Origin of the sequence: Okeania sp. SIO3I5, assembly GCF_010672085.1 — a bacterium.
In the GTDB taxonomy this organism is placed as follows: domain Bacteria; phylum Cyanobacteriota; class Cyanobacteriia; order Cyanobacteriales; family Microcoleaceae; genus Trichodesmium.
In genome coordinates, this window is sequence record NZ_JAAHHT010000010.1 from 23,054 (window position 1) to 44,781 (window position 21,728).

Consider the following 21,728-nt stretch of genomic DNA (forward strand, 5'->3'; position numbering starts at 1 on the left):
GGTCGAATTTTATTCCAATTTAAGAATCATATCCATAATAGTTCAAATATGGTTCTAACTTCTGGCATATTTCACTATACTTTCTTGAGACCTCTGGTAATAATTGAATAGGACGTTTTTCAATCAACTTATCATATTCTAAGACTGCTTTGGCTTCTAATCCTAGAAAGTTTAAAATTTTGAAAATAGTAGACTCTGGAAATTGACATAGTTCTTCATATCCCAAAGAAATATAATCTGTTTTCAGCAATGAATTAATATTCTCTAAGAAGTAAGTAGTTGATTCAACGGAAGATTTAGTGAATCGGCGTAATCCTATATCGAAGTAATTAGAATATAAAAACCGATAGAGCAAATTTTTTAAAGGGTTGTTTAATATTTTACTATACTCTTGAAAAATGAGAGTAGTATAGGAATTCTTAGTAGAAAATAGAAGGCGAATAGCTTTCAACTTTGAATTAATCACATGAATAGGATGTCTATGAATAAATATAAATTTAGCTTTGGGAAAAGTATCTTTAACATACTTGAAGTGTGAAAAGCACCAAGGATTTTTTAATAAAAGTGGTCTATTGGGGTTGGAAATAAATTGAATTTTCCTGCATAATTCTATAAATAAAGAAAGATTTTCAGGGTTCAGGTGAGACTGATAACCAGCATTTCTTAAAATGAATCCATATTCTGTTGGCGAATCTGGAGTTGCGACGACATTATCTATCATTCGATCGCTTATACCCAAAGACTTGAATAGTTCTTCCAATTCTTGGCGAACCTGATTCTCAGTTTGATTGATATAGTTGGAGAGAATTTCATTATATTTAATAATGTGATAGGCTCTAACACAATTAAAGCACTCAGTAGCAACCAAGGTTTGGTACAATAAAGTAGTTCCCGAACGATGTTCTCCCATGATAAAAATAGGGTTGAAATCAATTTTTGAGCATAAATCTAGGTATGGTTTATCGACAAACTTATTCATTACTTCAGATGGCATATTATTGATGATTGTAATATAAGTTTTTATTATAACACAATCTGTTCTACAATACTATTAGTAAAAGATTATATAAAATAAGTTTAATATAATCGATCTCTACATATAATATAAGAATAACATTTATGATATTATAGCGCTAGGCAAATAGGTTAGGGCATTCAACTGTCAATGTTCTAATTCTTGCCCCTGACTTGTTGAGATATTTAAACTAATATATCTCAACTTGTAATTAGAGTTAAAATTTACCATGACTGCCAAATTTCTTAACATTCAAAATAAACCCAGAACAAATCCAAGGGCACTTGCAAAGTTGGAAGATTTTCAGTATTTAGAAGGAGAAAATATTGATTCACAAATTATTATTAATAGTCCAAATATTAGTTTGTATTGCCTAGAACCTGCTAGTCAACAGGGTATTTTTGTAGAAACTCCATTAGATGTAGAAATTTCAGATTATCCTTTTGTTTACAATACTCAGTTTGAATATGCTGAGAGATTAATTGCTGTACCTTATCAAGATTTATTTGATTTAGCAAAGAGTATAAGAAATTACACTCAGAATCTAATACTTATCTATTCCGTAGGACGTTGTGGTTCTACTCTACTTAGTAAAGTATTTAATCAGTTAGATTATGTTCTTAGTCTATCAGAACCAGATGTTTTTTGCTATTTAGTTGGTTTGCGAACTCCGGATGGTAGTTTAGACACTCAAATAAGAGAACTTCTCAACATTTGCACTAGATTAACTTGTCAACCTACTCCTAAAATTAAACCTTCATGGTGTGTCATTAAACCTAGAAGCTTTTGTATTGAGATTGCTGACCTAATGTACGAATTATTTCCTCATGCTAAAGTAATTTTCTTGTATAGAAGTGCAGCAGATGTAATACCATCATTTATCCGCGCTCACGAAGATGTACGTCCTTTGATTCAAGGATTAGAAGACAACCTTGATTATTACAGTAGGTTTTTTCCATTGATTAAAAGTTATTCAGATTTTATAGACTTCAGCGATCCAAATGCAGTTGACATTTATTCGATTCTTTGGTTGTCTGCCATGGAACGCTACTTAGAACTTTATCAAAAAGGTGTGCCGATGTTAGCCTTACGTTACGAAGATTTAGTCAAATCTCCACAGCAGATGATTGCTTCAATTTTTGAATATTGTGGTTTGCCAAATTCTGAAGTAACTAATGCTTGTAAGGTATTTGAGCAAGACTCTCAGGGTGGTTCACACTTGTCCCGCGAGCGCACAAGGAAACATCAACTTACAGAGTCAGAAATGATTGAAGTAAATCAAAAAATTTATCGGTTATTAGAAAAACATCCAGAAATTAGAACGCCAGACTATATTATTCCTGGTACTCTAGGTCATAACATATAGAAGCCAAGTGTGTATCTCTAGAAAAGAGGGAGTAGGGAGTAGGGGAGTAGTGGAATGTTTCAGCTAAAACTGTGCATTAGATTTTAGGTTGTGGGAAGACAAGGAAGACAAGGAGGACAAGGAAGACAAGCTGGTAAGGGAGAAAAAAGCCTATTGCACCATTTAAGATGAAACAGTCCAGTAGGAGAGTAGGGGAGTAGGGGAGCGGGGGAGTAGGGGAGCGGGGGAGTAGGGGAGCGCTTGTGTAAGCATTGCTCATTCATTGTCTGAGCTAGAATATTTACAACCCTACATTTTTTGAGTCCCACACCTCCCACACCTCCCAAACCTCCCAAACCTCCCACACCTCCCACACCTCCCATACCTCCCACACCTCCCACACCTCCCACACCTCCCACACCTCCCATACCTCCCACACCTCCCAATAATAGATCCCAAATGGGTTCTATAAAATAGACTTGTCGCTTTATAACTTAAAAAATCCTCAAAACTCTTGATATGTAAGGATTATCGCCACAAATACCCTAAAATGCCTGTAATTATTACTCTGCCTGAGTTTTAGCGATTTTTCCCTCTATTTAGCCACAAGTCTAATGACTTACTGCAGTTGCTAAGTACAAATACATATACTATATTAGTGTTAGTCAAACTCAGAAAAAAATAAATGGTAACATCAAAACTCCCAAATGGTCCCCAAAACCTATCACTGCTAAATAAACTGCAACAAATTGTCAATCCCTTAGAATTTCTAGAAAACTGTGCTAGAAAGTATGGTGATATTTTTACCTTCCCTGATTTACTAGGTTCTAGCAAACAGTCAATGGTAATCGTTAGTAACCCCAAAGGAATTCAAGAGATTTTTAGCACAGATCCAGAAAAATTAGATGCTGGTGGAAATGGTGCAAGATTGCCTTTTTTGGGAGAACATTCTCTACTAGCACTTTCAGGCGATCGCCACAAAAGACAACGGAAACTTTTAATCCCACCATTTCACGGTCAACGGATGATAGCTTACGGAGAGCTAATTCGTGAAATTATTGAGCAAGTAACATCTCAATGGACAACAGACAAAATTTTTCCCATTCGCTCCTCTACTCAAAGAATCTCCTTTCACGTGATTTTGAAAGCTGTATTCGGTTTAGAGGAAGGGCAACGCTTACAAGAAATAGACAGATTACTCACTCTTAGATTTGATGGACAAAAATCTATTTTCAGGTCAATTTTATTAGTTTTTCGTGCACTACAAAAAGATTGGGGTCCTCTAAGTCCTTGGGGACGCCTAATGCAGAACGAACGAGATATTGACAAACTAATCTATGCTGAAATTGCCGAACGTCGCGAAAATCCTGACCCGACTCGCACTGATATTTTGTCTTTGATGATGGCAGCGCGAGATGAAGAGGGGCAACCAATGACTGATGTGGAATTAAGGGATGAATTAATTACTCTATTGCTTGCTGGTCACGAGACTACAGCAACGACTTTAGCATGGGCATTTTACTGGATTCACCGTCAACCAGAGGTTCGGGAAAAACTACTGCAAGAACTGGATGCACTTGGAAATTCGCCCGATCCGATGGAAATTTTCAAGTTGCCCTATTTGGATGCTGTTTGCAAAGAAACTCTACGGATCTATCCGGTAGTAATCTTGGCAATGCAACGACAAGTAAAGTCACCCCTAGAAATTATGGGTTATCAGTTTGAACCAGGAATTTTTCTGAGTCCTTGTATTTATCTCACTCATCATCGGGAAGATTTATATCCTCAACCAAAGCAATTTAGACCAGAACGTTTTCTAGAGCGTCAATATTCTCCTTATGAATATATGCCTTTTGGTGGGGGTAACCGTCGGTGTATTGGTATGGCTTTTGCTTTATTTGAGATGAAACTGGTATTGGCAACGATACTATCTAATTGGGAATTGAAATTAGCTGACGAAAAGCCTGTTAAAGCAGTGCGTCGCGGTTTGTTGATTGCTCCCTCAGATGGAGTAAGAATGGTAGTTAAGGGAAAACGAAAACCTATTAAAATTGACAGTGATAGTCGTGAAAATTCCTTAGCTACTACTCTATGATTAACTGAATTGGGAATTACTCAATAGACATCTCCAGAAAAGAGGGAACAGGGAAAAACGGATCAGGGAACAGGAAGAAAGAATAGATAATATAAAATCTGGTTATACAGTAATCGCAAAATTACTTCATCTTAATACAGATGTTAAGCATGAATAGAAATTTAAAATTTTATGCTATTCAAATCTTTTTTTTCTCCGTACGGACGTTTAGCTTGCATCACAACTCCGTTAACGCGGAGCGACATGGAATAGGAGCATTCCCGAACGGAAAACGCATTAATGCTCAAGCAACGTCCCTACCTCCTGACTCCTGACTCAAGTGCGCGATACGATAACTAATATCATGTCCGGATAAGAGCGTGATAAAAAAACTTGCTCCTCCTTCATATCCCAAAATTTTCTCCTCTTCCCTCCTGTCTCCTGTCTCCTGTCTCCTATCTCCTGACTCCTCCCTCGTTATTTATAACTATTCAACCGGACATGATATAATTACCCGGATTCTATATAATTTATGGATGAGAGTTGATTTAATTTTTAATTTTCACGCCTATGTCTAATAGTTTTGATGTCCTTACTATTTCAGGAATACCTAGAAAGTAATGGCAAATTTTTTCCTAGTTATATAGTTCCTGTTAAGACTGGTTTCCCTGTAGATACTCCCCGTTCAATAATATCAGCAGCACGAGTTACTCCACCTGCTCTATTAATTGCTTCCTGTAATCTCAAAGCATTTTGTTTATATGACGGTTGTGTTAGCACTTTGGAAATTGCTCTTCGTAACCGAGGTACAGTCAAACGCTTGAGAGGTATAATTTCCCCGACTCCACTCCAAGCTATTCGCGCTGCTACTCCTGGTTGATCGAAAGCAATAGGAATAGCAACCATTGGTACTCCATTGTTTAAAGATTCTAGAGTTGTGTTCATACCTGCATGAGTAATAGTGAGAGCAGCTTTTTGCAATAGTTCTAACTGGGGTGCATATTTGACAACTAGGGGATTTCCGGGTAAGTTGGGTAGAGATTCTAGAGTTGTCGAACCTCCCAGAGAAATAACTAACTGAGCATCTAACCCTTCACAAGCTGCTGCAATTTTATAAAAGACATCAAAAAAACGATTTACTAAGCTTCCCAGAGAAGCGTAAATCAAAGGTTTCCCTGTCAATTTATCCCAAGGGAAGGGAACAGGTTCTCTAGTACCTGAATAATGATATGGTCCTGTAAAATGAAACCACTCAGGCAAATTTTCCCTGGGAAATTCTAACAAAGCCGGTTGTTGACTAATTTCAGCCAGTTGATAATTAGGGGTATCAGGTTGGGGTTGCAAAGGTAAATTCCATTGAGCACGATATTTACTCACCACTTCTATCAAAGGTTTGATCCAGGGTTGAAATCTACGGTATTCAAATTTGTTACGCAGTTTTGCCCACCAGGCAGGGTTATATTTCCAGTTAGTGAAAAGAGGAGGAATGTTATTTTCTTGATGAGATACCACTATGCTATGAATAGTAATAAAAGGAATTTTCAGAAAATCGGCGATCGCTACCCCTCCTATTGAAGCTGAGTCAATAAGTAGAGCATCTATGCCAGCATCTTTGATAAGTTGTGGAGTTTCCTGAAGCAAAGCATTTGCATCTTTTTTTAAAATCCCAACTACACTATAGCGAAAAGCAGGTATCCCGCTGAGTTGACTCAGATGATCCAAATATTCTGTCATTGCCCCTTGGGGAAATTCTTCTTGGCCATAGCTAATAAATTCCAATCCTGCTGCTCGTATCTTAGCTTCATAACCAACTATTCCAATAAAGGTGACACGATGACTGCGCCTTTTTAATTCTTGTGCCAAAGGTAGCATCGTGTTTAGATGTCCTGTAAAATGTGTAGGACAGATAGCACCAAAATGAGTCATAATTAGTTTTTTCCTAGTTATATAGTTCCTGTTAAGATAGTTCCTGTTAAGACTGGTTTTCCTGTTGATACTGCCCGTTCAATAATATCAGCGGCACGAGTTACTCCACCTGCTCTATTAATTGCTTCCTGTAATCTCAAAGCATTTTGTTTATATGACGGTTGTGTTAGCACCTGAGAAATTGCTGTTCGTAAGCGAGGCGCAGTCAAGCGCTTCACAGGTATAGCCTCCCCTGCGCCACTCCAAGCTATTCTTGCGGCTACACCTGGCTGATCGTTAGCGATGGGAATAGCAACCATTGGTACTCCATTTGTCAAGCATTCTAGAGTTGTATTCATACCTGCATGAGTAATAGTGAGAGTAGCTTTTTGCAGTATTTCTAATTGCGGTGCATATTCAACAACTAAAGGATTTCCGGATAAGTTGGGTAGAGATTCTGGAGTTGCGGAACCCCCTAAAGAAATTACTAATTGAGCATCTAACTCCTCACAAGCTGCTGCAATCTTATAAAAAACGTTGATCAAACGATTCTGCACGGTTCCCATAGAAGCATAAATCAAAGGTTTGTCTGTCAATTTATCCCATGGAAAGGAAACAGGTTCTCTAGTACCTGAATAATGATATGGTCCTGTAAAATGAAACCACTGAGGCAAATTTTTTCTGGGAAATTCTAACTCAGCCGGTTGTTGACTGATTTGAGCTAATTGAGAATAAACATTTTTAGGGTGAGAGTACAAAGGTAAATTCCATTGACGCCGATATTCAGCTACTACCTCTCGAATAGGTTTTGTCAGTCGTCTATATAAATTCCAAGTAGCTTTATTACGCAGTTTTGCCCACCAGGCGGGGTTATATTGCCAATTAGTAAGATGTGGGGGAACACTTTCATCTTGATTGAGTACCACTGCACTACAAATAGTAATAAAGGGAATCTCTAGAAAATCAGCGATCAAGCCTCCTGATGAAGTTTGGTCGATTAGCAAAGCATCTATACCAGCATCTTTGATAATTTTGGGAGCATCCCGAAGTAGAACATTTGCTCCTTCTGTAAATAGTTTCATGGTATAGCGAAATGCTGCTAACCCGCTGAGTTTACTTAGGTTATTTAAGGATTTTGCGATCGCCCCTTGAGGATATTCTTCTGTACCATAGGCCAGAAATTCTAATCCTGCTGCTAGTGTCTTAGCTTCAGCATCAAGCATCCCTATCATAGTAACACGATGACCACGCCTTTTCAATTCCTGTCCCAAGGGAAGCATCGGATTTAGATGTCCTGCTACGGCAGGACATATCAGACCAAAATGAGTCATAATTTGTTTCTCCTAGTTATATAGTTCCTGTTAAGACTGGTTTTCCTGTAGATACTGCCCGTTCAATAATATCAGCAGCACGAGTTACTCCACCCGATCGCTTAATTGCTTCCTGTAATCTCACAGCATTTTGTTTATATGACGGTTGTGTTAGTACCTGAGAAATAGCTTTTCTTAATTGATCTACAGTCAAGCGCTTCAGTGGTATAGCTTCCCCTGTGCCACTCCAAGCTATTCGCGCTGCTACACCTGGTTGATCGAAAGCAATAGGAATAGCAACCATTGGTACTGCATTGTTTAAAGATTCTAGAGTTGTGTTCATACCTGCATGAGTAATAGTCAGAGCAGCTTTTTGCAATAGTTCTAACTGGGGTGCATATTTGACAATTAGGGGATTTCCGGGTAAGTTGGGTAGAGATTCTGGAGGAGCAGAACCTCCCAGAGAAATTACTAACTGAGCATCCAAACCTTCACAAGCTGCTGCAATTTTATCAAAGACATCAGGAAAACTATTGACGATGGTTCCGAGAGAAGCGTAAATCAAAGGTTTTTCTGTCAATTGATCCCAAGGGAAGGGAACAGGTTCTCTACTCTCTGAATCATGATAAGGTCCTGTAAAATGAAAGCACTGAGGCAAATTTTCCCTAGGAAATTCTAACTCAGGAGGTTGCTGACTAATTTGAGCTAGCTGAGAATAACTATCATCCAAGTTAGAGTACAAAGGTAAATTCCATTGATGACAATACTCAAGTATTACCTCTAGAATAGGTTTCGTCAAGAGTCTATATAAATTCCAAGCAGCCCTATTACGTAGTTTTGCCCACCAGGCAAGGTTATATTTCCAATTGGTAAAATGGGGGGGGACACTCTCATCTGGATTCAATGGTAATGCACCACAAAAAGTAATGGAGGGAATATCTAGAAAATCTGCGATCAATCCCCCTGATGAAGCTTGGTCAATTACCAAAGCATCTATACCAGCATTTTTGATAATTTGGGGAGCATTCCGAAGCAAAACATTTTCTATTTCCTGAAACAGTTTAGGCCCATAGTGAAATGCTGTTAACCCACTGAGTTTACTCAAGCGACTTAAATGTTCTGCCATTGCCCCTTTGGGAAATTCTTCTGTGCCATAGGCAAGAAACTCTAGTCCTGCTCTTAGTGTTTTAGCTTCAGCATCAAGCATCCCGATCATGGTGACATTATGACCGCGCCTTTTCAATTCCTGCCCCAAGGGAAGTATTGGATTTAGATGTCCTGCCATAGCAGGACATATCAGACCAAAATGAGTCATAGTAAGTTTTTCCCCTAATCTTCAGATTTTCCTCTACAATCATACTTTCAAGTATAGCGCTACGCGAAACGGGAATAGGGAGTAGGGAATAGAGAATAGTAAACTGTCAAAGGGTTTCAGGATTTATAAATCTCCTAACCTTTGCTTCGACTGCTATATTATATTACGAAAATCAATCATTGTCTGCCGATACACTTCTGGCATTCCTGTATCAAAACATCGCCCTTTAACTAAATACCCTGTCATTCCTTCTGTTTTTTGCAATTTATCTAAACAAGATGTCAGTTGAAATTCTCCTTTGTCCCTAGCATTTTGTTTAATATTTTCTTCTAGATAATCAAATATTTTTGAGGTTAATATATACATCCCAAATACTCCTAAAAATTCATCTTCTTTCATCCCTGCTACATGAAGTTTTTCTCTGGCATAATTTAGGTCTGGTTTTTCATAAATTGTCTCAATATTAATTAGACTATCAGCAACTAAATTTCCACTAATACAACCATAATGATGTATTTCTGTTCCTGGGATAATCCTCACGCCAATTACACTTTTATAAGTCTGTTCATAGACTTGCAAAATTTGACTTGCACAGGATTTTGTTACCTCTGAAGCATAAATATGATCTCCCAGTAATAGCAAAAAAGGTTCGTCTCTTACCCAATCTTTAGCACAGAAAACTGCATGACCATAACCTACTTGTTCTGATTGACTTAAGAGAGTAATTTTATTACCTAAATTTTGTAAATATTGGCAATATTCTTGTTTTTCAGGAGAGAGTTTTTCATAATAACTAGGAATAGCTTGGAAATAGTCTGTAAAAATTTGGCTATCACTTTCCTGTACCACTAATCCAACCTGTTCTATTCCACTACTTATAGCCTCTTCAATAATTATTTGAATTATTGGTTTTGCCCTACCATCCTTGTCAATAATGGGAAATAGTTCTTTTTTTACAACTTTAGTAACTGGAAACATCCGTGTACCAAAACCCGCTGCTGGAATTACTGCTTTTCTGACTTTAGCTGTTGATTCTGTCATATCTTTTTGATTAACTAAGAAATAAAAATCAATATTTTGCTAGTTTTTACAGTTGTATAAATTAAATTTTTCAGAAACTTTATTTAGTGTTTTTTCGTCTTGCTCAAAGCTATAAAGTTTTTTCCTTTCAGCCATATATCTATCTTTTTGAAAAAGTATAATATCATCAATCATTCATTAAGTCAATATTGTGTTATGATTAAACTTTATAATTTGATTATTAATATTTATTGTTGGAATGGGAACAAATATTTTGACATTGCGTCAATTTTTTTAAAAAATTTGGGTGGTGGTACTGAGTAATGGTAGAGAGAGTGTGGGAGGTGTGGGAGGTGCGGGAGGTGTGGGAGGTGCGGGAGGTGTGGTTCGTGTGGTTCGTGTGGGAAGAAATTACAAAACTTATGTATCTTCGCCATTCCTCAGCAGGACTACCAAAATTTGATTAAATAAATTTAGAACGGAAAAATGATCGTATTAGACTAAGTTAAGGGTTTTAAGAATTTTACGAGTTTTAAATTTTTAATTACAGGGCAACTCCACTAATAAAAAATCAAATCAATTATGGCACTCTTATTCATCAATTATTTCCCCCCTACTCCCTACTTCTGTACGGGCGAGCAAGCGTAATTAGGAGCATGAAAAACGGAAATCGCCCCTACTCCCTCTTTTATAATATAAAAGTATGAAATTCTCTAAAAAAGTTGGCATTTTAGACTGCAATAGGTAAAATAATATAGGAAAAAAAATTTAGAGGTGCATTGAACAGATAATTAAGTGCAAAATTATCTGACAGTTTATACTTATATCCATTCTTAGGGTCATCGATTGAAACAGTAATATCAAGGAAAATTTATATTGCTTCATAAAAGAACTATAAATATCCTGAAAAATTGCTCTAATCTTGATTAATATTTTTTTGCTCAAGACTTAATAAACTGTCAAAAAACAATCAAAATCTACATGGCTAAGTACAGCTAAATACTGTAGCTAAAATTATCAGTAAGGAGAAAAAAACAAATGGCTCAATTCTTTGGTTCAAACGGAAGAGATAAAATCAAAGGTACGGATGAAAATGATATTATCCGTGGTTTTGGAGAAGAGGATAAACTTGATGGTAAAGATGGTGATGACTTTATTGATGGTGGAGCAGACGATGATGATATAGATGGGGATGATGGGAATGATACCATACTTGGTGGTACTGGTGAAGATAAGCTTGAAGGTAAAGATAATGATGACTTGATTTTTGGTCAGGAAGATGATGACGATATTAAAGGTGGAAAAAATAATGATACTATTTCTGGTGGTACTGGTGAAGATAAAATCAAGGGTGATGACGGTAATGACTTGATTTTTGGTGATGAGGGTGATGACGATATAGAAGGTAAGAAAGATGAAGATACTCTGGTTGGAGGTCTTGGTAATGATAAACTTCGCGGAGGTTCCGGTGATGATATCTTTCTTTATACAGCTCTTGGTGAAGGTATAGATGAAATTAGCGATCTAGAAGCTGACGATGATACCATTGGTCTTCTGGAAGAAGTATTTGACCCCAATGACACTAACGGGATAAATTTTGTGACATTTACTAATGTCGATCGCGATGAAGTAGCTACTCAACTAAGTAATCCAAATTTATTAGATGGTGCTAACATTGGAAACTTCCCAACTATTATCTTTTTTGATGAAGACGACAATGGTAAAAAAGGTACATTAGCTTACGTTCGAGATGATGTAACTGATGTTCTGGCCAGAGTTTCAGTTAAAAAAGGGGAACTAAGTTCTGATAATTTTAAGTATGTAACAGTTAACACTCCGGAATTCAGTGATGATGGTGGTACAGGAATTGATTTTAGCGACGGAGGACTTATCAGTATTGAATCATCTATACTGGAATTGCTAGGCATTAATCAAGAAGATATTGAAGTATCAATAACTGATGGAAATACTCTAGATATTGATGCTAATTTCTTCGTTATTTCACAAGAAATAACTGATATTACAGTGCTACAACAACTGTTAGAAGATATTGAATTTAGCACCACAGCTTTATTTTTATTCAGTACAGCAGAGAACACATTTTTAGCATCCTTCAATGGCAATGAAGTTGAGATTATTACTGAGTATGAAACGGTATCTAATCTGGAAGCATTTACCATTGATGACAACCTGAATATTAGTACAGATGACTTCATTAGTAATGAAAATCAAGTATCAATTAGTGTATCTACACTTGAAGAATTAGGAGTGACTTTAGAGACTCTAAACAGGATTGTTATAACTGCTGATAATGTCGCTCCAGTAACAGAACAATTACTGATTTTTTCAGCGGAACAATTTGACAACTTAGATGTTTTTGCTCAAAGATTAAGCGTTCTTGCTGGTAATAATGCTGTTCTAGCTGTTGCTAATATCGGTGGTCAAACTGTTTTACTATTCTCTGATGGGAGTCAAGAAGGAATTACTACTATTGAAGAATTTGATGTAATTCTATCTAATTTAGAATTATTTAGTAGTGTTAATCTGAGTATCTTAAATGAAATCCAAATAACGGCGGATAATGATACTATTTCTGCTACAGATAATCCTGATGAATTCTTCATTCTGGAAACAATTGAAGGCGGATTTACAATTGAAGACTTTGACGATGAGACAGACATTATCAAATTACGGTCCGAAGATTTTGGCGATCTGACAAATGAAGATTTAACAAGAGCATTAGTTTCCGTATTTACCACTGCTGAACAGGTAGAAGATGCTAATTTTCTAGTTATTGACCAAATATTTGCTTCTATAGAAGAAGTCGAAATACGATTAACTGAGTTGGGGATAACTGACTCTGTTTTATTGACTTACACCGATGAATCAGACAATACTGTTTTCGCTTTTTCACAAGAGGGTATAGTTGAAGTTATTGCTAACTTCCCTACTGATGAAGAAACGGATGTGGAAATTGATACAGATAATATCTTTATCATAGGTGGCAACGAGGACGAGGATGATGGCGATCTAGACGATCTAATAGAAATTAATGCTAGCGTCTTACAATCATTAGGTGTCACCGCAGAAACTTTTAGCAGTTTCAATATTGCAGCTAACTTTAACGAAGAAGTGCAAGAAAGTTTCTTGATTTTTGAGTCAGAGACTTTTGCGAGTTTAGAAGTGCTAGAAGAACGTCTGGCAGCGCTAGTAGTCGATCGTTCAGTTCTAATACTCGCTGAGATTGAAGGTACGACTGAGTTAGTATTTTTCGATGGTAGTGAATTTGAGGTAGTTACAGAAATAGAGATCGAAAATATTAGTGATTTCTCTATTGAGAGTTTAGACTTATTTACACCATTTGATATCACAACACAGCAGCTAGAAATTGACCAGGAAATACTAACAGAGCTAGATATTGAATTAGAAAGTTTCACGAGCATCAATATTGCAGCTAACTTGAACGAAGAAGTTGAAGAAAGTTTCTTGATTTTTGAATCAGAAACTTTTGCGAGTTTAGAAGTGCTAGAAGAACGTCTGGCAGAACTTGTGGTAGATCGTTCAGTGCTGGTATTAGCTAATATTGATGGTCGCACCCAGTTAGTATTGTTCGATGGTACTGAGTTTGAGATTGTCGAAGACTTTGAAGTGGAGTTGGAAAATATTGGTGATTTTGATGTTGATAACTTAGAGTTTGAGGAATTTGAGGACGATGATGACGAGGACGAGGACGAGGATGATGAGGATGATGAGGATGACGAGGATGACGAGGATGACGAGGATGACGAGGATGACGAGGATGATGACGAGGATGATGAGGATGACGAGGATGACGAGGATGATGACGAGGACTTTGATGTAACAGTAGATCAGTTAGAAATTAGTGCTGAGATATTAGAGTCACTAGATGTCACAATAGAAGATTTCACAAGTATCAATGTCACTGCTGATTTGACTCAACAAGTTGAACAAACTTTCTTGATTTTCGAGGAAGAGTCTTTTACCAGTTTAGAAATTCTGGAACAACGTCTGGCAGAACTTGTGGTAGATCGTTCAGCTCTCATATTAGTTAATATCGAAGGTACCACTCAGTTAGTTTTATTCGATGGCAGCGAGTTTGAAGTCATTGAAGACTTTGAAATAGAACTAGAAGATATTAGTCAGTTCACTTTTGAGAACAATTTACAGTTTACCAACACCGTCAACATTACGAACCAAACAGAAGTGACTGCTACCGTTGGTGTAGTGGATGAATTTGTATTCAACTCCCTGACAGAAACTGGGGTGACAATTACAGACTATAGTGAGGAAGACGTTTTTGAATGTGATTCTCAAATCTTTGGGGGAATCACAAATGACACCCTACAAGAATTGACAGTAACCCAAACGACAACCTCTGTAGGAAATGCCAATTTACTATCATTCGAGGGTAGTTTCACACAACAACAATTACTTGTGCGGTTGCAAACTTTACAGGTTGGTGATATTCCCAGGTTAGTTGTATACCAGAATGAACAACAGCAAACTGTAGTAGGTTACTGGACTGGTGCAGAAATTAATCTTCTAGCTAATCTGGAAGCTAATGTTAATGTTACCTCGGATAACTTTTTCTTTGTCAATGAAGAAATAGATGATGGTGATGATGGAGACGATGGTGATGATGGTGATGATGGAGACGATGATACCCCAGATGTAAATCTTGTCATCAGTAACTCAAATACAACAATTGTAGTCAACAATGCAATTCAAAACGTAATTCAGATCAATTCCATAGAGGAAGCGGGTGCTACTATTGTTGGCTTTAGTCAGTCAGACTCATTATCGCTCAATTCTTTACAGTTCGGCGGTTTTAGCAATTCAACATTCAGTAGTACAATTGTTAATGAGTCAACCACCAATGTTGATATCCAGAACCAAACTTTACTGGTTGTTGAACAACAGATTAACTCAATACAAGAAGTACAAGCACTGCTAGCTAATTTACAAGTAAATAACCCGGTATTTGTTCAATACACTAATTCCGTAGGTAATACTGTAGTAGCGTTTGCAGAAAGTAGCACTCAAGTAGAAGTTGTCAGTCAGTTTGCATCTCAAGTCGAGCTAACTCAAACTAACTTTAACTTTACTGAAGTAACCACGGCAAGTGCGGGAAGAGAAATTGATGCTAATTTACTTGAGACTATTTTCTTCAATTCACTGGTAGAAGATAGCATTATTAGCAACTTTAATATAGAGACAAATGTACTTCAGTTTCAAAGAGGAATATTTGGAAATTTCCAAAACGGTAGCTTCACTCAGGTGACTGTAGATGAGTCAAGCACAAATGTTGCTCGTAACGTAGGTCTGATTGAATTAACTCAAGAATTTGCTTCTCTAGCAGAAGTAGAAACACGTCTAGAGCAACTTAATGTTAACAACAGTGGTGTATTTGCTACTTACGTTAATGCACAAAACGAAACTGTGCTGACTTTCTTCCAAGGAGACAGTTTAGAAATAGTCGCTACCTTTGATGCCGAAATCAACCTAGATGTGAGTAACTTTACTTTTGTTGGTATCGCAGCAGGTGATACGGACGACTTTATTGTTGGTAATCAACGTCAAGATATCCTCAATGGTTTTGGAGGAGATGATACCATACAAGGTCTTGGTGGAAATGATACCCTCCGTGGTGGTGATGATAATGATTCTATTACAGGTAACGGTGGTAACGATCGCCTAAATGGTGGTGATGGAGAAGACATTCTCAACGGTGGTTTTGGTGACGACTTTATTCTCGGAGGTGCTGATGACGATCTCTTGATCGGTCGTCCTGGATTTGATACAATGCTTGGGGGTGCTGGTGATGATACGCTCCGTGCTGGTATCGGTCGCGATCGCATGAATGGTGGTGCAGGTAACGACGTACTCACAGGTGGAGCAAGTATCGATCACTTTATTTTCAACACCAATGAAGAGTTTGCTCAAGCAGATGTGGGTACAGACGAAATTACTGATTTTGTTGTAGATCAAGATATTATTCTGTTGGATCGAAGAACTTTTGCTGCTCTTACGAGTGTTCAAGGTGATGGTTTCAGTGTGGCAACAGAATTTGCAGTAGTTACGACTAATGCAGCGGCAGCAAATTCCACTGCGTTTATTGTCTACAACAGTGAAAACGGTAACTTGTTCTATAATGCTAATGGTAGTGCTGCTGGTTTAGGTACAGGTGCTAATTTTGCCACCTTAACTAATAACGCACAAATTAGTGCTGATGATTTCTTCCTACGTTAAGAAAGCAACCAACAAAAAACCATAGAGGTTATTCTTAAACCTCTATCGAAGTAGGGACGTTCCATGGAACGTCCCTACTTGGTTTTTGGTATAATCAGGACTTACGCACAGACGCCTTATATAGAATCCGGGTAATTAGTTATCGTATTACTGAGGAGTAATGAGTAATGAGTAATGAGTAATGAGTAAGGAGTAAGGAGTAAGGAGTAAGGAGTAAGGAGTAATGAGTAATGAGTAATGAGTAAGGAGTAAGGAGTAATGAGTAATGAGTAATGAGTAATGAGTAATGAGTAATGAGTAATGAGTAATGAGTAATGAGTAATGAGTAAGGAGTAAGGAGTAATGAGTAATGAGTAAGGAGTAAGGAGTAATATCAAATCCGGTTGAATACAAGAGTGTATTGTTGGGGGAGATGGTCCGATTGTCCGATTTAATAATGAACATATACTATATAACCGGATTCTATATTATGTAGTAGGGGCGAATGGTATTCGCCCTCTAGGGATAGCGTATTATCTAATAATTTGCGTAATATCATGTTCGGTTGAATACTTATAAATAATTATCAAGGAGTCAGGAGTCAGGAGTCAGGATTCAGAATTTCTGGAGAAAGGAGTCAGGAGAAAAGTAGAAGTATAATATCTTTTCCCTACTCTCAGACCTAAAATTTTATTTAGAACTGATTACCCGAACATGATATAAGTCCTGATAATATCAAATCCGGTAGTATCGGTATAAAAAAGCGTAGAAACCGGGTTTGTTTTAAATGCTCCGCTATATAACAATCTACCTCCCACAAACCCGGTTTCTTATAACACTTCCGTTGCCAAGCGGATTTGATCTGACGCGATATCAAGTCCGGTTAATTGCACATATAATCTAAATATCTACACGGTTATACATGAAGTGTGTAGGCACTTGAGTGTTAAATTATTAACAATAGTAGAAATAAGTGGTTTAGTTTCTTCTACTAACTACTGACCACTGACTATTGACTACTAATATATTGTATTTATGACTAGAAAACGTTTAATTATTGAAATGGGAATGGGTGTAGATCAACATGGCCAGGAACCAACAGTTGCTGCAGCTAGAGCTGTCAGGAATGCCATTGCCCACAATGCTTTGCCTGGTGTGTGGGAAGTAGCAGGTTTAAGTCATCCTAATGAAATGATTGTAGAAGTACAGGTAGCTGTACCTTACCCAGAACAGGTACGGGTAGAGGAGGTTTTAGCTGTATTGCCTTTTGGTCAGAAAACTATAAGTGTCGAAGATGGAGGGATGGTGGTGCAGGGTAGAGCGTTGGCGGAGTCTAGCGGCAGCTACATCGCTGAGTTGGACGATAAAAATGATGAGATGTTAATTGCGGTGGCCGCAGTTACTGTATTTGTCTCTCAATAAATATAGGATACGATCAAAATAAAAATCTGCTATGGTTGACTACAAAACATATAGCAGATATAAATATAAATAATTGGCGTTGCACAATTAGGAATGATATCATGTCCGGTAGCATCAGTATTGTATAGAGAAGGTAAGGAATAAGTAGGGGCGAGCAAGCGAATCGCCCCTACCAGCGAAATTCAGTGGGAAAATCTGACTAGAGAATTTCGGCGTTGATGATTTGAGGTATGATTTCTTGTCTGGATAAGAGCGCAAAAAAAAACTTTCTCCCTCTACTATATCTTTCTTCTTCTTTCTTTCCTCCTGACTCCTGACTCCTAAATAATTAAGATTAATATCATACACGCGCTTCACCAACGCCAGAATTTCTAATATTAGACGATATAGTAGCTCGGAGTGCTGAAACAGAAAATATATCCATTACTGATATGCAAAGTAGTCTGCTCAAGTTATATCAGACTTACGTTTCCGATACTGATGATAAGAGAGCAATATTGTTTATTGAGCAGGAAGCACCCGATCTTCAAATTTTATCAACCCCAGAAATAATTAATATCATGTCCGGATCAGAGCGTGATAGAACTCCGTTCCGCTTTCGCTGCGCGACATGTTTGCGTAGCATTCCCTATAAGAAAACGCGATAGAACTCCGTTCCGCTTCGCGATCAAAAAACTTTCTCTTCTTTATAGCTTAAAACTCCCTCCTCTTTTCTCCTGACTCCTGATATAAAATCCGTTTATACAGTAATCGCAAAATTACTTCCTCAACTAAAATATGTTAAGCATAAATACGAATTTAAAAATTTATGCATTTTCATTTCCTTTCTTACTCATTACTCCTTACTCATTACTCCTTACTCATTAATCCTATGATTTGTATGGTTGTGTACATTAGATTTTTTGGGTAATCAACAATAATTCTGAAGTGAGGCCATTTCAATTATCAGTTATCAAGTTATCACTTATCAGTACCTCCGACTAAAGTTAGACAGAGTTTAATGACACTCCGAAGCTGAAAAATCGGCTTTCTGCGTGGCTAATTTTTCTATAATCTAATCCTAAACATCTCTCGTTCTCCTTAAATCGTTAACTCACAATACTTTGAAACAGTCCTGCCCTTTCAAAGCTTTTTTTTATAAACATCTTTCTTAACATAAAACTTGGGCATTATTGACAAGTTATAAGTAGGTCTGGGTTCGGCTTTTTCGGGAGAAAAATGTATTGAATTAGACACATGCGAAGTGAAGACTGTAGACAGAATTCTTCCTCCCCATCCTCCCCATCCTCCCCATCCTCCCACAAGGGTTTCAAGAGTTCCTTATCAGGGATAGGCTTTCAAAGGGGGGTAGGGAAGATGCCCTCAGCATAAATGCCTTTTCCTATACAACAAATGATGCAGTAAAAAATTATCGTAAAATCTAGTATCTAAAATGCGAAAAATGTGTAATAAAGACAGCAAATGTTAAGTGATTTGTTATTATGTAAATGATTATGAAGTTGAATAGGGGCCAATAAGAGTAACAAACTGTAGATTATCTAAACTGCTTGTTGAGACTAACTGTTGAAGAGCGGAGGCGCTTTGAGGCTAACAGAAAAAGGAAATTTTCCTTTAGTTTATTCAATGGGTATATAAGATCCATCACAGCTTATTACTTTTAAACAAAGGCTCCAACCTGCCTTAACGTACCCAACTAGGGAGAAAAGGAACAGGGCATTTAGCCTTTATCAAAATCTCGGCAGAAGACCAGGGTTCTCCTATAAGAGAGTCTTATATGGTAACGCCGGGCCATGTTGCTTACTTACAAATATAGATGGCCGCTGGGCTAGCGGTGACAAAGAAAGCCTTAAGATTGGTGATGTATTGTGGAGCCACTGTAAAACCAGAAGGGAGTAGTGGTAATTCACAAATTGTCTCAACCTCTGAAGGGAGGTCTCAAGAGACAGAAATCATTGCCGTCAGGTTTGTAAATCCCCCGCTCTTGCATTAGAGTATCGTTGGGAGGATCTAAATCTATCGTTATCTCTTCAGGTTAAAACTTAACCGTTGAGAAAACCCAGACATTGCTTAACTCTTAGTAGTAAACTCTAGTGCTATCAGTTGAGTGTAAATTGTGAGTGGCGAAGGCATACTGCCCTACCAATAAACTAGCTATAACTACAGCAAATAAGCTGAGAATTTATGGCTAGCAAGGGCTTATGAGCAGCTATGGTTGACCATAAATCCGCCTCCAAGTTGGGTGAAAAAGGAACCAGATGTAAATAGTTTACATAGGAGAATTAATGGATTTATCGTTCGCAAGTTTAGGAATTTCAGAGGAGCGTGCAAATCATCTGGAAACAATTGGTTTTACTGAACCTACTCCGATTCAAGCTCAAGCAATACCACATTTGCTGGAAGGAACGGATATTGTAGGTCAAGCTCAAACAGGAACCGGTAAAACAGCAGCATTTTCTTTACCCATATTGGAGCGGATCGAGCTAAATACAAACGCAGTTCAAGCGTTAATTTTAACTCCCACTCGTGAGTTGGCACTGCAAGTTACAGAAGCGATTCGTCAATTTACTGGTTTAGATAGTAAAGGTCCTACTAAACGGCGATTATTTGTTCTAACTGTTTATGGCGGTCAGTCTATCGAACGTCAGGTTCAACGTTTACAAAAAGGTGTTCATATTGTAGTGGGAACACCAGGACGAATTATAGATATGCTGAATCGGAATAGTTTGAAACTAGATCAGTTGAAAGTTATGGTTTTAGACGAAGCTGATGAAATGTTGAGTATGGGTTTCATTCAGGATGTGGAAAAAATTCTGGAAGCAGCACCTATTGAACGTCAAACAGCTTTCTTTTCCGCTACTATGGATTATTCAATCCGGAAACTGGTGAATAAGTATTTGCGCTCGCCAGTAACAGTCAAAGTAGCTCAACAAAAAACTACTCCGAAGCGCATTGCTCAAACCGCTTACGTCGTACCTCGTGGTTGGTCTAAAGGAAAAGCTCTACAGCCAATTCTAGAATTAGAAGACCCAGAAGCAGCTTTGATATTTGTGCGGACAAGACAAGCTGCAGCGGAACTGACAAATCAATTACAAACAGCAGGTCATAGTGTTGATGAGTATCACGGGAACTTGAACCAATCTCAACGGGAACGGTTGTTATCTCGCTTCCGGAATCAACAAGTACGTTGGGTTGTGGCAACTGATATTGCAGCTCGTGGTTTAGATGTGGATCATTTAACTCATGTGATTAACTACGATTTACCTGATAGTGTAGATAGTTATGTTCACCGCATTGGTCGTACAGGTCGTGCAGGTCGCGAAGGAACAGCAATTTCTTTGATTCATCCTGCAGATAAGCGAAAGTTGCGGTTGATAGAACGTCATTTGCGTCAACGTTTGGATACTCGTTCAATTCCTAAGCGGTCTCAAATTGAAGCAAGGCAGCTACAGAAGTTACAGGATAAGGTGCGAGATGCTCTGAGTGGAGAGCGGATGGCTTCTTTCTTGCCTTTAATTTCTCAGTTAGGAGAAGAATATGACCCCCATGCGATCGCTGCTGCAGCTTTACAGATAGCTTATGATGAAACTCGTCCTGCTTGGATGGGAGCTGATTATGCTATGGAGGAAGATGAACCTGGGTATGAAACTCCCAAACCAAGGTTGAAAAAGTCGGCGCCTAAGAAGTCTCGTAATCAAGGTAATTCTGATAAAAAGCAGAATGTCAAGGATGAGACTTATGTAGAAGTAGAAGAGGCATCTGTTTCACAGAATAATTAGATAATTAGGTAGTAGGGAGTAGGGAGTAGGGAGAAATAGGAATTTTAGAGACGTGAGCGATCGCGTCTCTAATTTTTTTTAAGAGGGAGTAGGGAGTAGGATAGGGAATAATATCATGTCCGGTTGAATAGTTATAAATAAAAATGGAGGAGTAATGAGTAATGAGTAATGAGTAATGAGTAATGAGTCAGGAGGGAAGAAGAGGGAGGGAAGAAGAGGGAATTTTAAGCTATAAAGAAGAGAAAGTTTTTTGATCGCGTTTCATGTCGCGCAGCGAAAGCGGAACGGAGTTCTATC

At 37.8% G+C, this 21,728-nt stretch carries 13 protein-coding genes; 6 read left to right on the top strand and 7 right to left on the bottom strand.

The window, feature by feature from the left end; all coding sequences use genetic code 11:
- Window positions 1-19: 19 nt before the first annotated feature.
- The gene (locus tag F6K40_RS03935) at window positions 20-994 is read right to left on the bottom strand and encodes a sulfotransferase family protein (RefSeq protein ID WP_293131669.1); all 975 of its coding nucleotides are present in this window, start codon (window positions 992-994) and stop codon (window positions 20-22) included.
- Window positions 995-1,244: 250 nt separating this feature from the next.
- On the opposite strand from F6K40_RS03935, the gene F6K40_RS03940 reads away from it, so the two are divergent.
- Window positions 1,245-2,381, top strand: a complete 1,137-nt coding sequence (locus tag F6K40_RS03940; protein WP_293131671.1) for a sulfotransferase family protein — start codon at window positions 1,245-1,247, stop codon at window positions 2,379-2,381.
- Between the two features lie 83 nt (window positions 2,382-2,464).
- Here F6K40_RS03940 and F6K40_RS03945 read toward each other — a convergent pair whose 3' ends face one another.
- Window positions 2,465-2,788: a hypothetical protein gene (locus F6K40_RS03945; RefSeq protein ID WP_293131673.1), complete on the bottom strand. Its 324-nt coding sequence runs from the start codon at window positions 2,786-2,788 to the stop codon at window positions 2,465-2,467.
- 257 nt (window positions 2,789-3,045) lie between these two features.
- On the opposite strand from F6K40_RS03945, the gene F6K40_RS03950 reads away from it, so the two are divergent.
- The gene (locus F6K40_RS03950; protein WP_293131674.1) at window positions 3,046-4,455 is read left to right on the top strand and encodes a cytochrome P450; all 1,410 of its coding nucleotides are present in this window, start codon (window positions 3,046-3,048) and stop codon (window positions 4,453-4,455) included.
- Between the two features lie 618 nt (window positions 4,456-5,073).
- Here F6K40_RS03950 and F6K40_RS03955 read toward each other — a convergent pair.
- From F6K40_RS03955 to F6K40_RS03970, 4 genes are all read right to left on the bottom strand, one after another.
- The gene (locus tag F6K40_RS03955; RefSeq protein ID WP_293131675.1) at window positions 5,074-6,360 is read right to left on the bottom strand and encodes a glycosyltransferase; all 1,287 of its coding nucleotides are present in this window, start codon (window positions 6,358-6,360) and stop codon (window positions 5,074-5,076) included.
- A 17-nt stretch (window positions 6,361-6,377) separates the two neighbouring features.
- Window positions 6,378-7,670, bottom strand: a complete 1,293-nt coding sequence (locus F6K40_RS03960) for a glycosyltransferase (RefSeq protein ID WP_293131677.1) — start codon at window positions 7,668-7,670, stop codon at window positions 6,378-6,380.
- A 16-nt stretch (window positions 7,671-7,686) separates the two neighbouring features.
- Window positions 7,687-8,964, bottom strand: coding sequence for a glycosyltransferase (locus F6K40_RS03965; protein ID WP_293131680.1), 1,278 nt, complete (start codon window positions 8,962-8,964; stop codon window positions 7,687-7,689).
- A 153-nt stretch (window positions 8,965-9,117) separates the two neighbouring features.
- On the bottom strand, window positions 9,118-10,005 hold the full coding sequence (locus tag F6K40_RS03970; protein ID WP_293131682.1) for a sugar phosphate nucleotidyltransferase: 888 nt from the start codon (window positions 10,003-10,005) through the stop codon (window positions 9,118-9,120).
- A 302-nt stretch (window positions 10,006-10,307) separates the two neighbouring features.
- Here F6K40_RS03970 and F6K40_RS03975 point away from each other — a divergent pair, with 302 nt between their 5' ends.
- The 3 genes from F6K40_RS03975 (at window position 10,308) to F6K40_RS03985 (ending at window position 17,655) form a co-directional block, all read left to right on the top strand.
- The gene (locus F6K40_RS03975; RefSeq protein WP_293131685.1) at window positions 10,308-10,451 is read left to right on the top strand and encodes a hypothetical protein; all 144 of its coding nucleotides are present in this window, start codon (window positions 10,308-10,310) and stop codon (window positions 10,449-10,451) included.
- A gap of 571 nt (window positions 10,452-11,022) precedes the next feature.
- Window positions 11,023-16,254, top strand: a complete 5,232-nt coding sequence (locus F6K40_RS03980; RefSeq protein ID WP_293131688.1) for a calcium-binding protein — start codon at window positions 11,023-11,025, stop codon at window positions 16,252-16,254.
- 1,014 nt (window positions 16,255-17,268) lie between these two features.
- Window positions 17,269-17,655 carry a Lin0512 family protein gene (locus tag F6K40_RS03985; protein ID WP_293131691.1) on the top strand — a complete coding sequence of 129 codons (387 nt, stop codon included), beginning with the start codon at window positions 17,269-17,271 and terminating at the stop codon, window positions 17,653-17,655.
- Between the two features lie 1,169 nt (window positions 17,656-18,824).
- Here F6K40_RS03985 and F6K40_RS03990 read toward each other — a convergent pair.
- Window positions 18,825-18,968, bottom strand: a complete 144-nt coding sequence (locus F6K40_RS03990; protein ID WP_293131694.1) for a hypothetical protein — start codon at window positions 18,966-18,968, stop codon at window positions 18,825-18,827.
- 969 nt (window positions 18,969-19,937) lie between these two features.
- On the opposite strand from F6K40_RS03990, the gene F6K40_RS03995 reads away from it, so the two are divergent.
- Window positions 19,938-21,431 (top strand): DEAD/DEAH box helicase, encoded by a 1,494-nt coding sequence (locus F6K40_RS03995; protein WP_293131697.1) that lies wholly within the window; start codon window positions 19,938-19,940, stop codon window positions 21,429-21,431.
- Window positions 21,432-21,728 lie beyond the last annotated feature (297 nt).

Coding starts and splice junctions, on each gene's coding strand:
- F6K40_RS03935 (WP_293131669.1), bottom strand. CDS start 994: ATGCCATCTGAAGTAATGAATAAGTTTGTCGATAAACCATACCTAGAT.
- F6K40_RS03940 (WP_293131671.1), top strand. CDS start 1,245: ATGACTGCCAAATTTCTTAACATTCAAAATAAACCCAGAACAAATCCA.
- F6K40_RS03945 (WP_293131673.1), bottom strand. CDS start 2,788: ATGGGAGGTGTGGGAGGTGTGGGAGGTGTGGGAGGTGTGGGAGGTATG.
- F6K40_RS03950 (WP_293131674.1), top strand. CDS start 3,046: ATGGTAACATCAAAACTCCCAAATGGTCCCCAAAACCTATCACTGCTA.
- F6K40_RS03955 (WP_293131675.1), bottom strand. CDS start 6,360: ATGACTCATTTTGGTGCTATCTGTCCTACACATTTTACAGGACATCTA.
- F6K40_RS03960 (WP_293131677.1), bottom strand. CDS start 7,670: ATGACTCATTTTGGTCTGATATGTCCTGCCGTAGCAGGACATCTAAAT.
- F6K40_RS03965 (WP_293131680.1), bottom strand. CDS start 8,964: ATGACTCATTTTGGTCTGATATGTCCTGCTATGGCAGGACATCTAAAT.
- F6K40_RS03970 (WP_293131682.1), bottom strand. CDS start 10,005: ATGACAGAATCAACAGCTAAAGTCAGAAAAGCAGTAATTCCAGCAGCG.
- F6K40_RS03975 (WP_293131685.1), top strand. CDS start 10,308: ATGGTAGAGAGAGTGTGGGAGGTGTGGGAGGTGCGGGAGGTGTGGGAG.
- F6K40_RS03980 (WP_293131688.1), top strand. CDS start 11,023: ATGGCTCAATTCTTTGGTTCAAACGGAAGAGATAAAATCAAAGGTACG.
- F6K40_RS03985 (WP_293131691.1), top strand. CDS start 17,269: ATGACTAGAAAACGTTTAATTATTGAAATGGGAATGGGTGTAGATCAA.
- F6K40_RS03995 (WP_293131697.1), top strand. CDS start 19,938: ATGGATTTATCGTTCGCAAGTTTAGGAATTTCAGAGGAGCGTGCAAAT.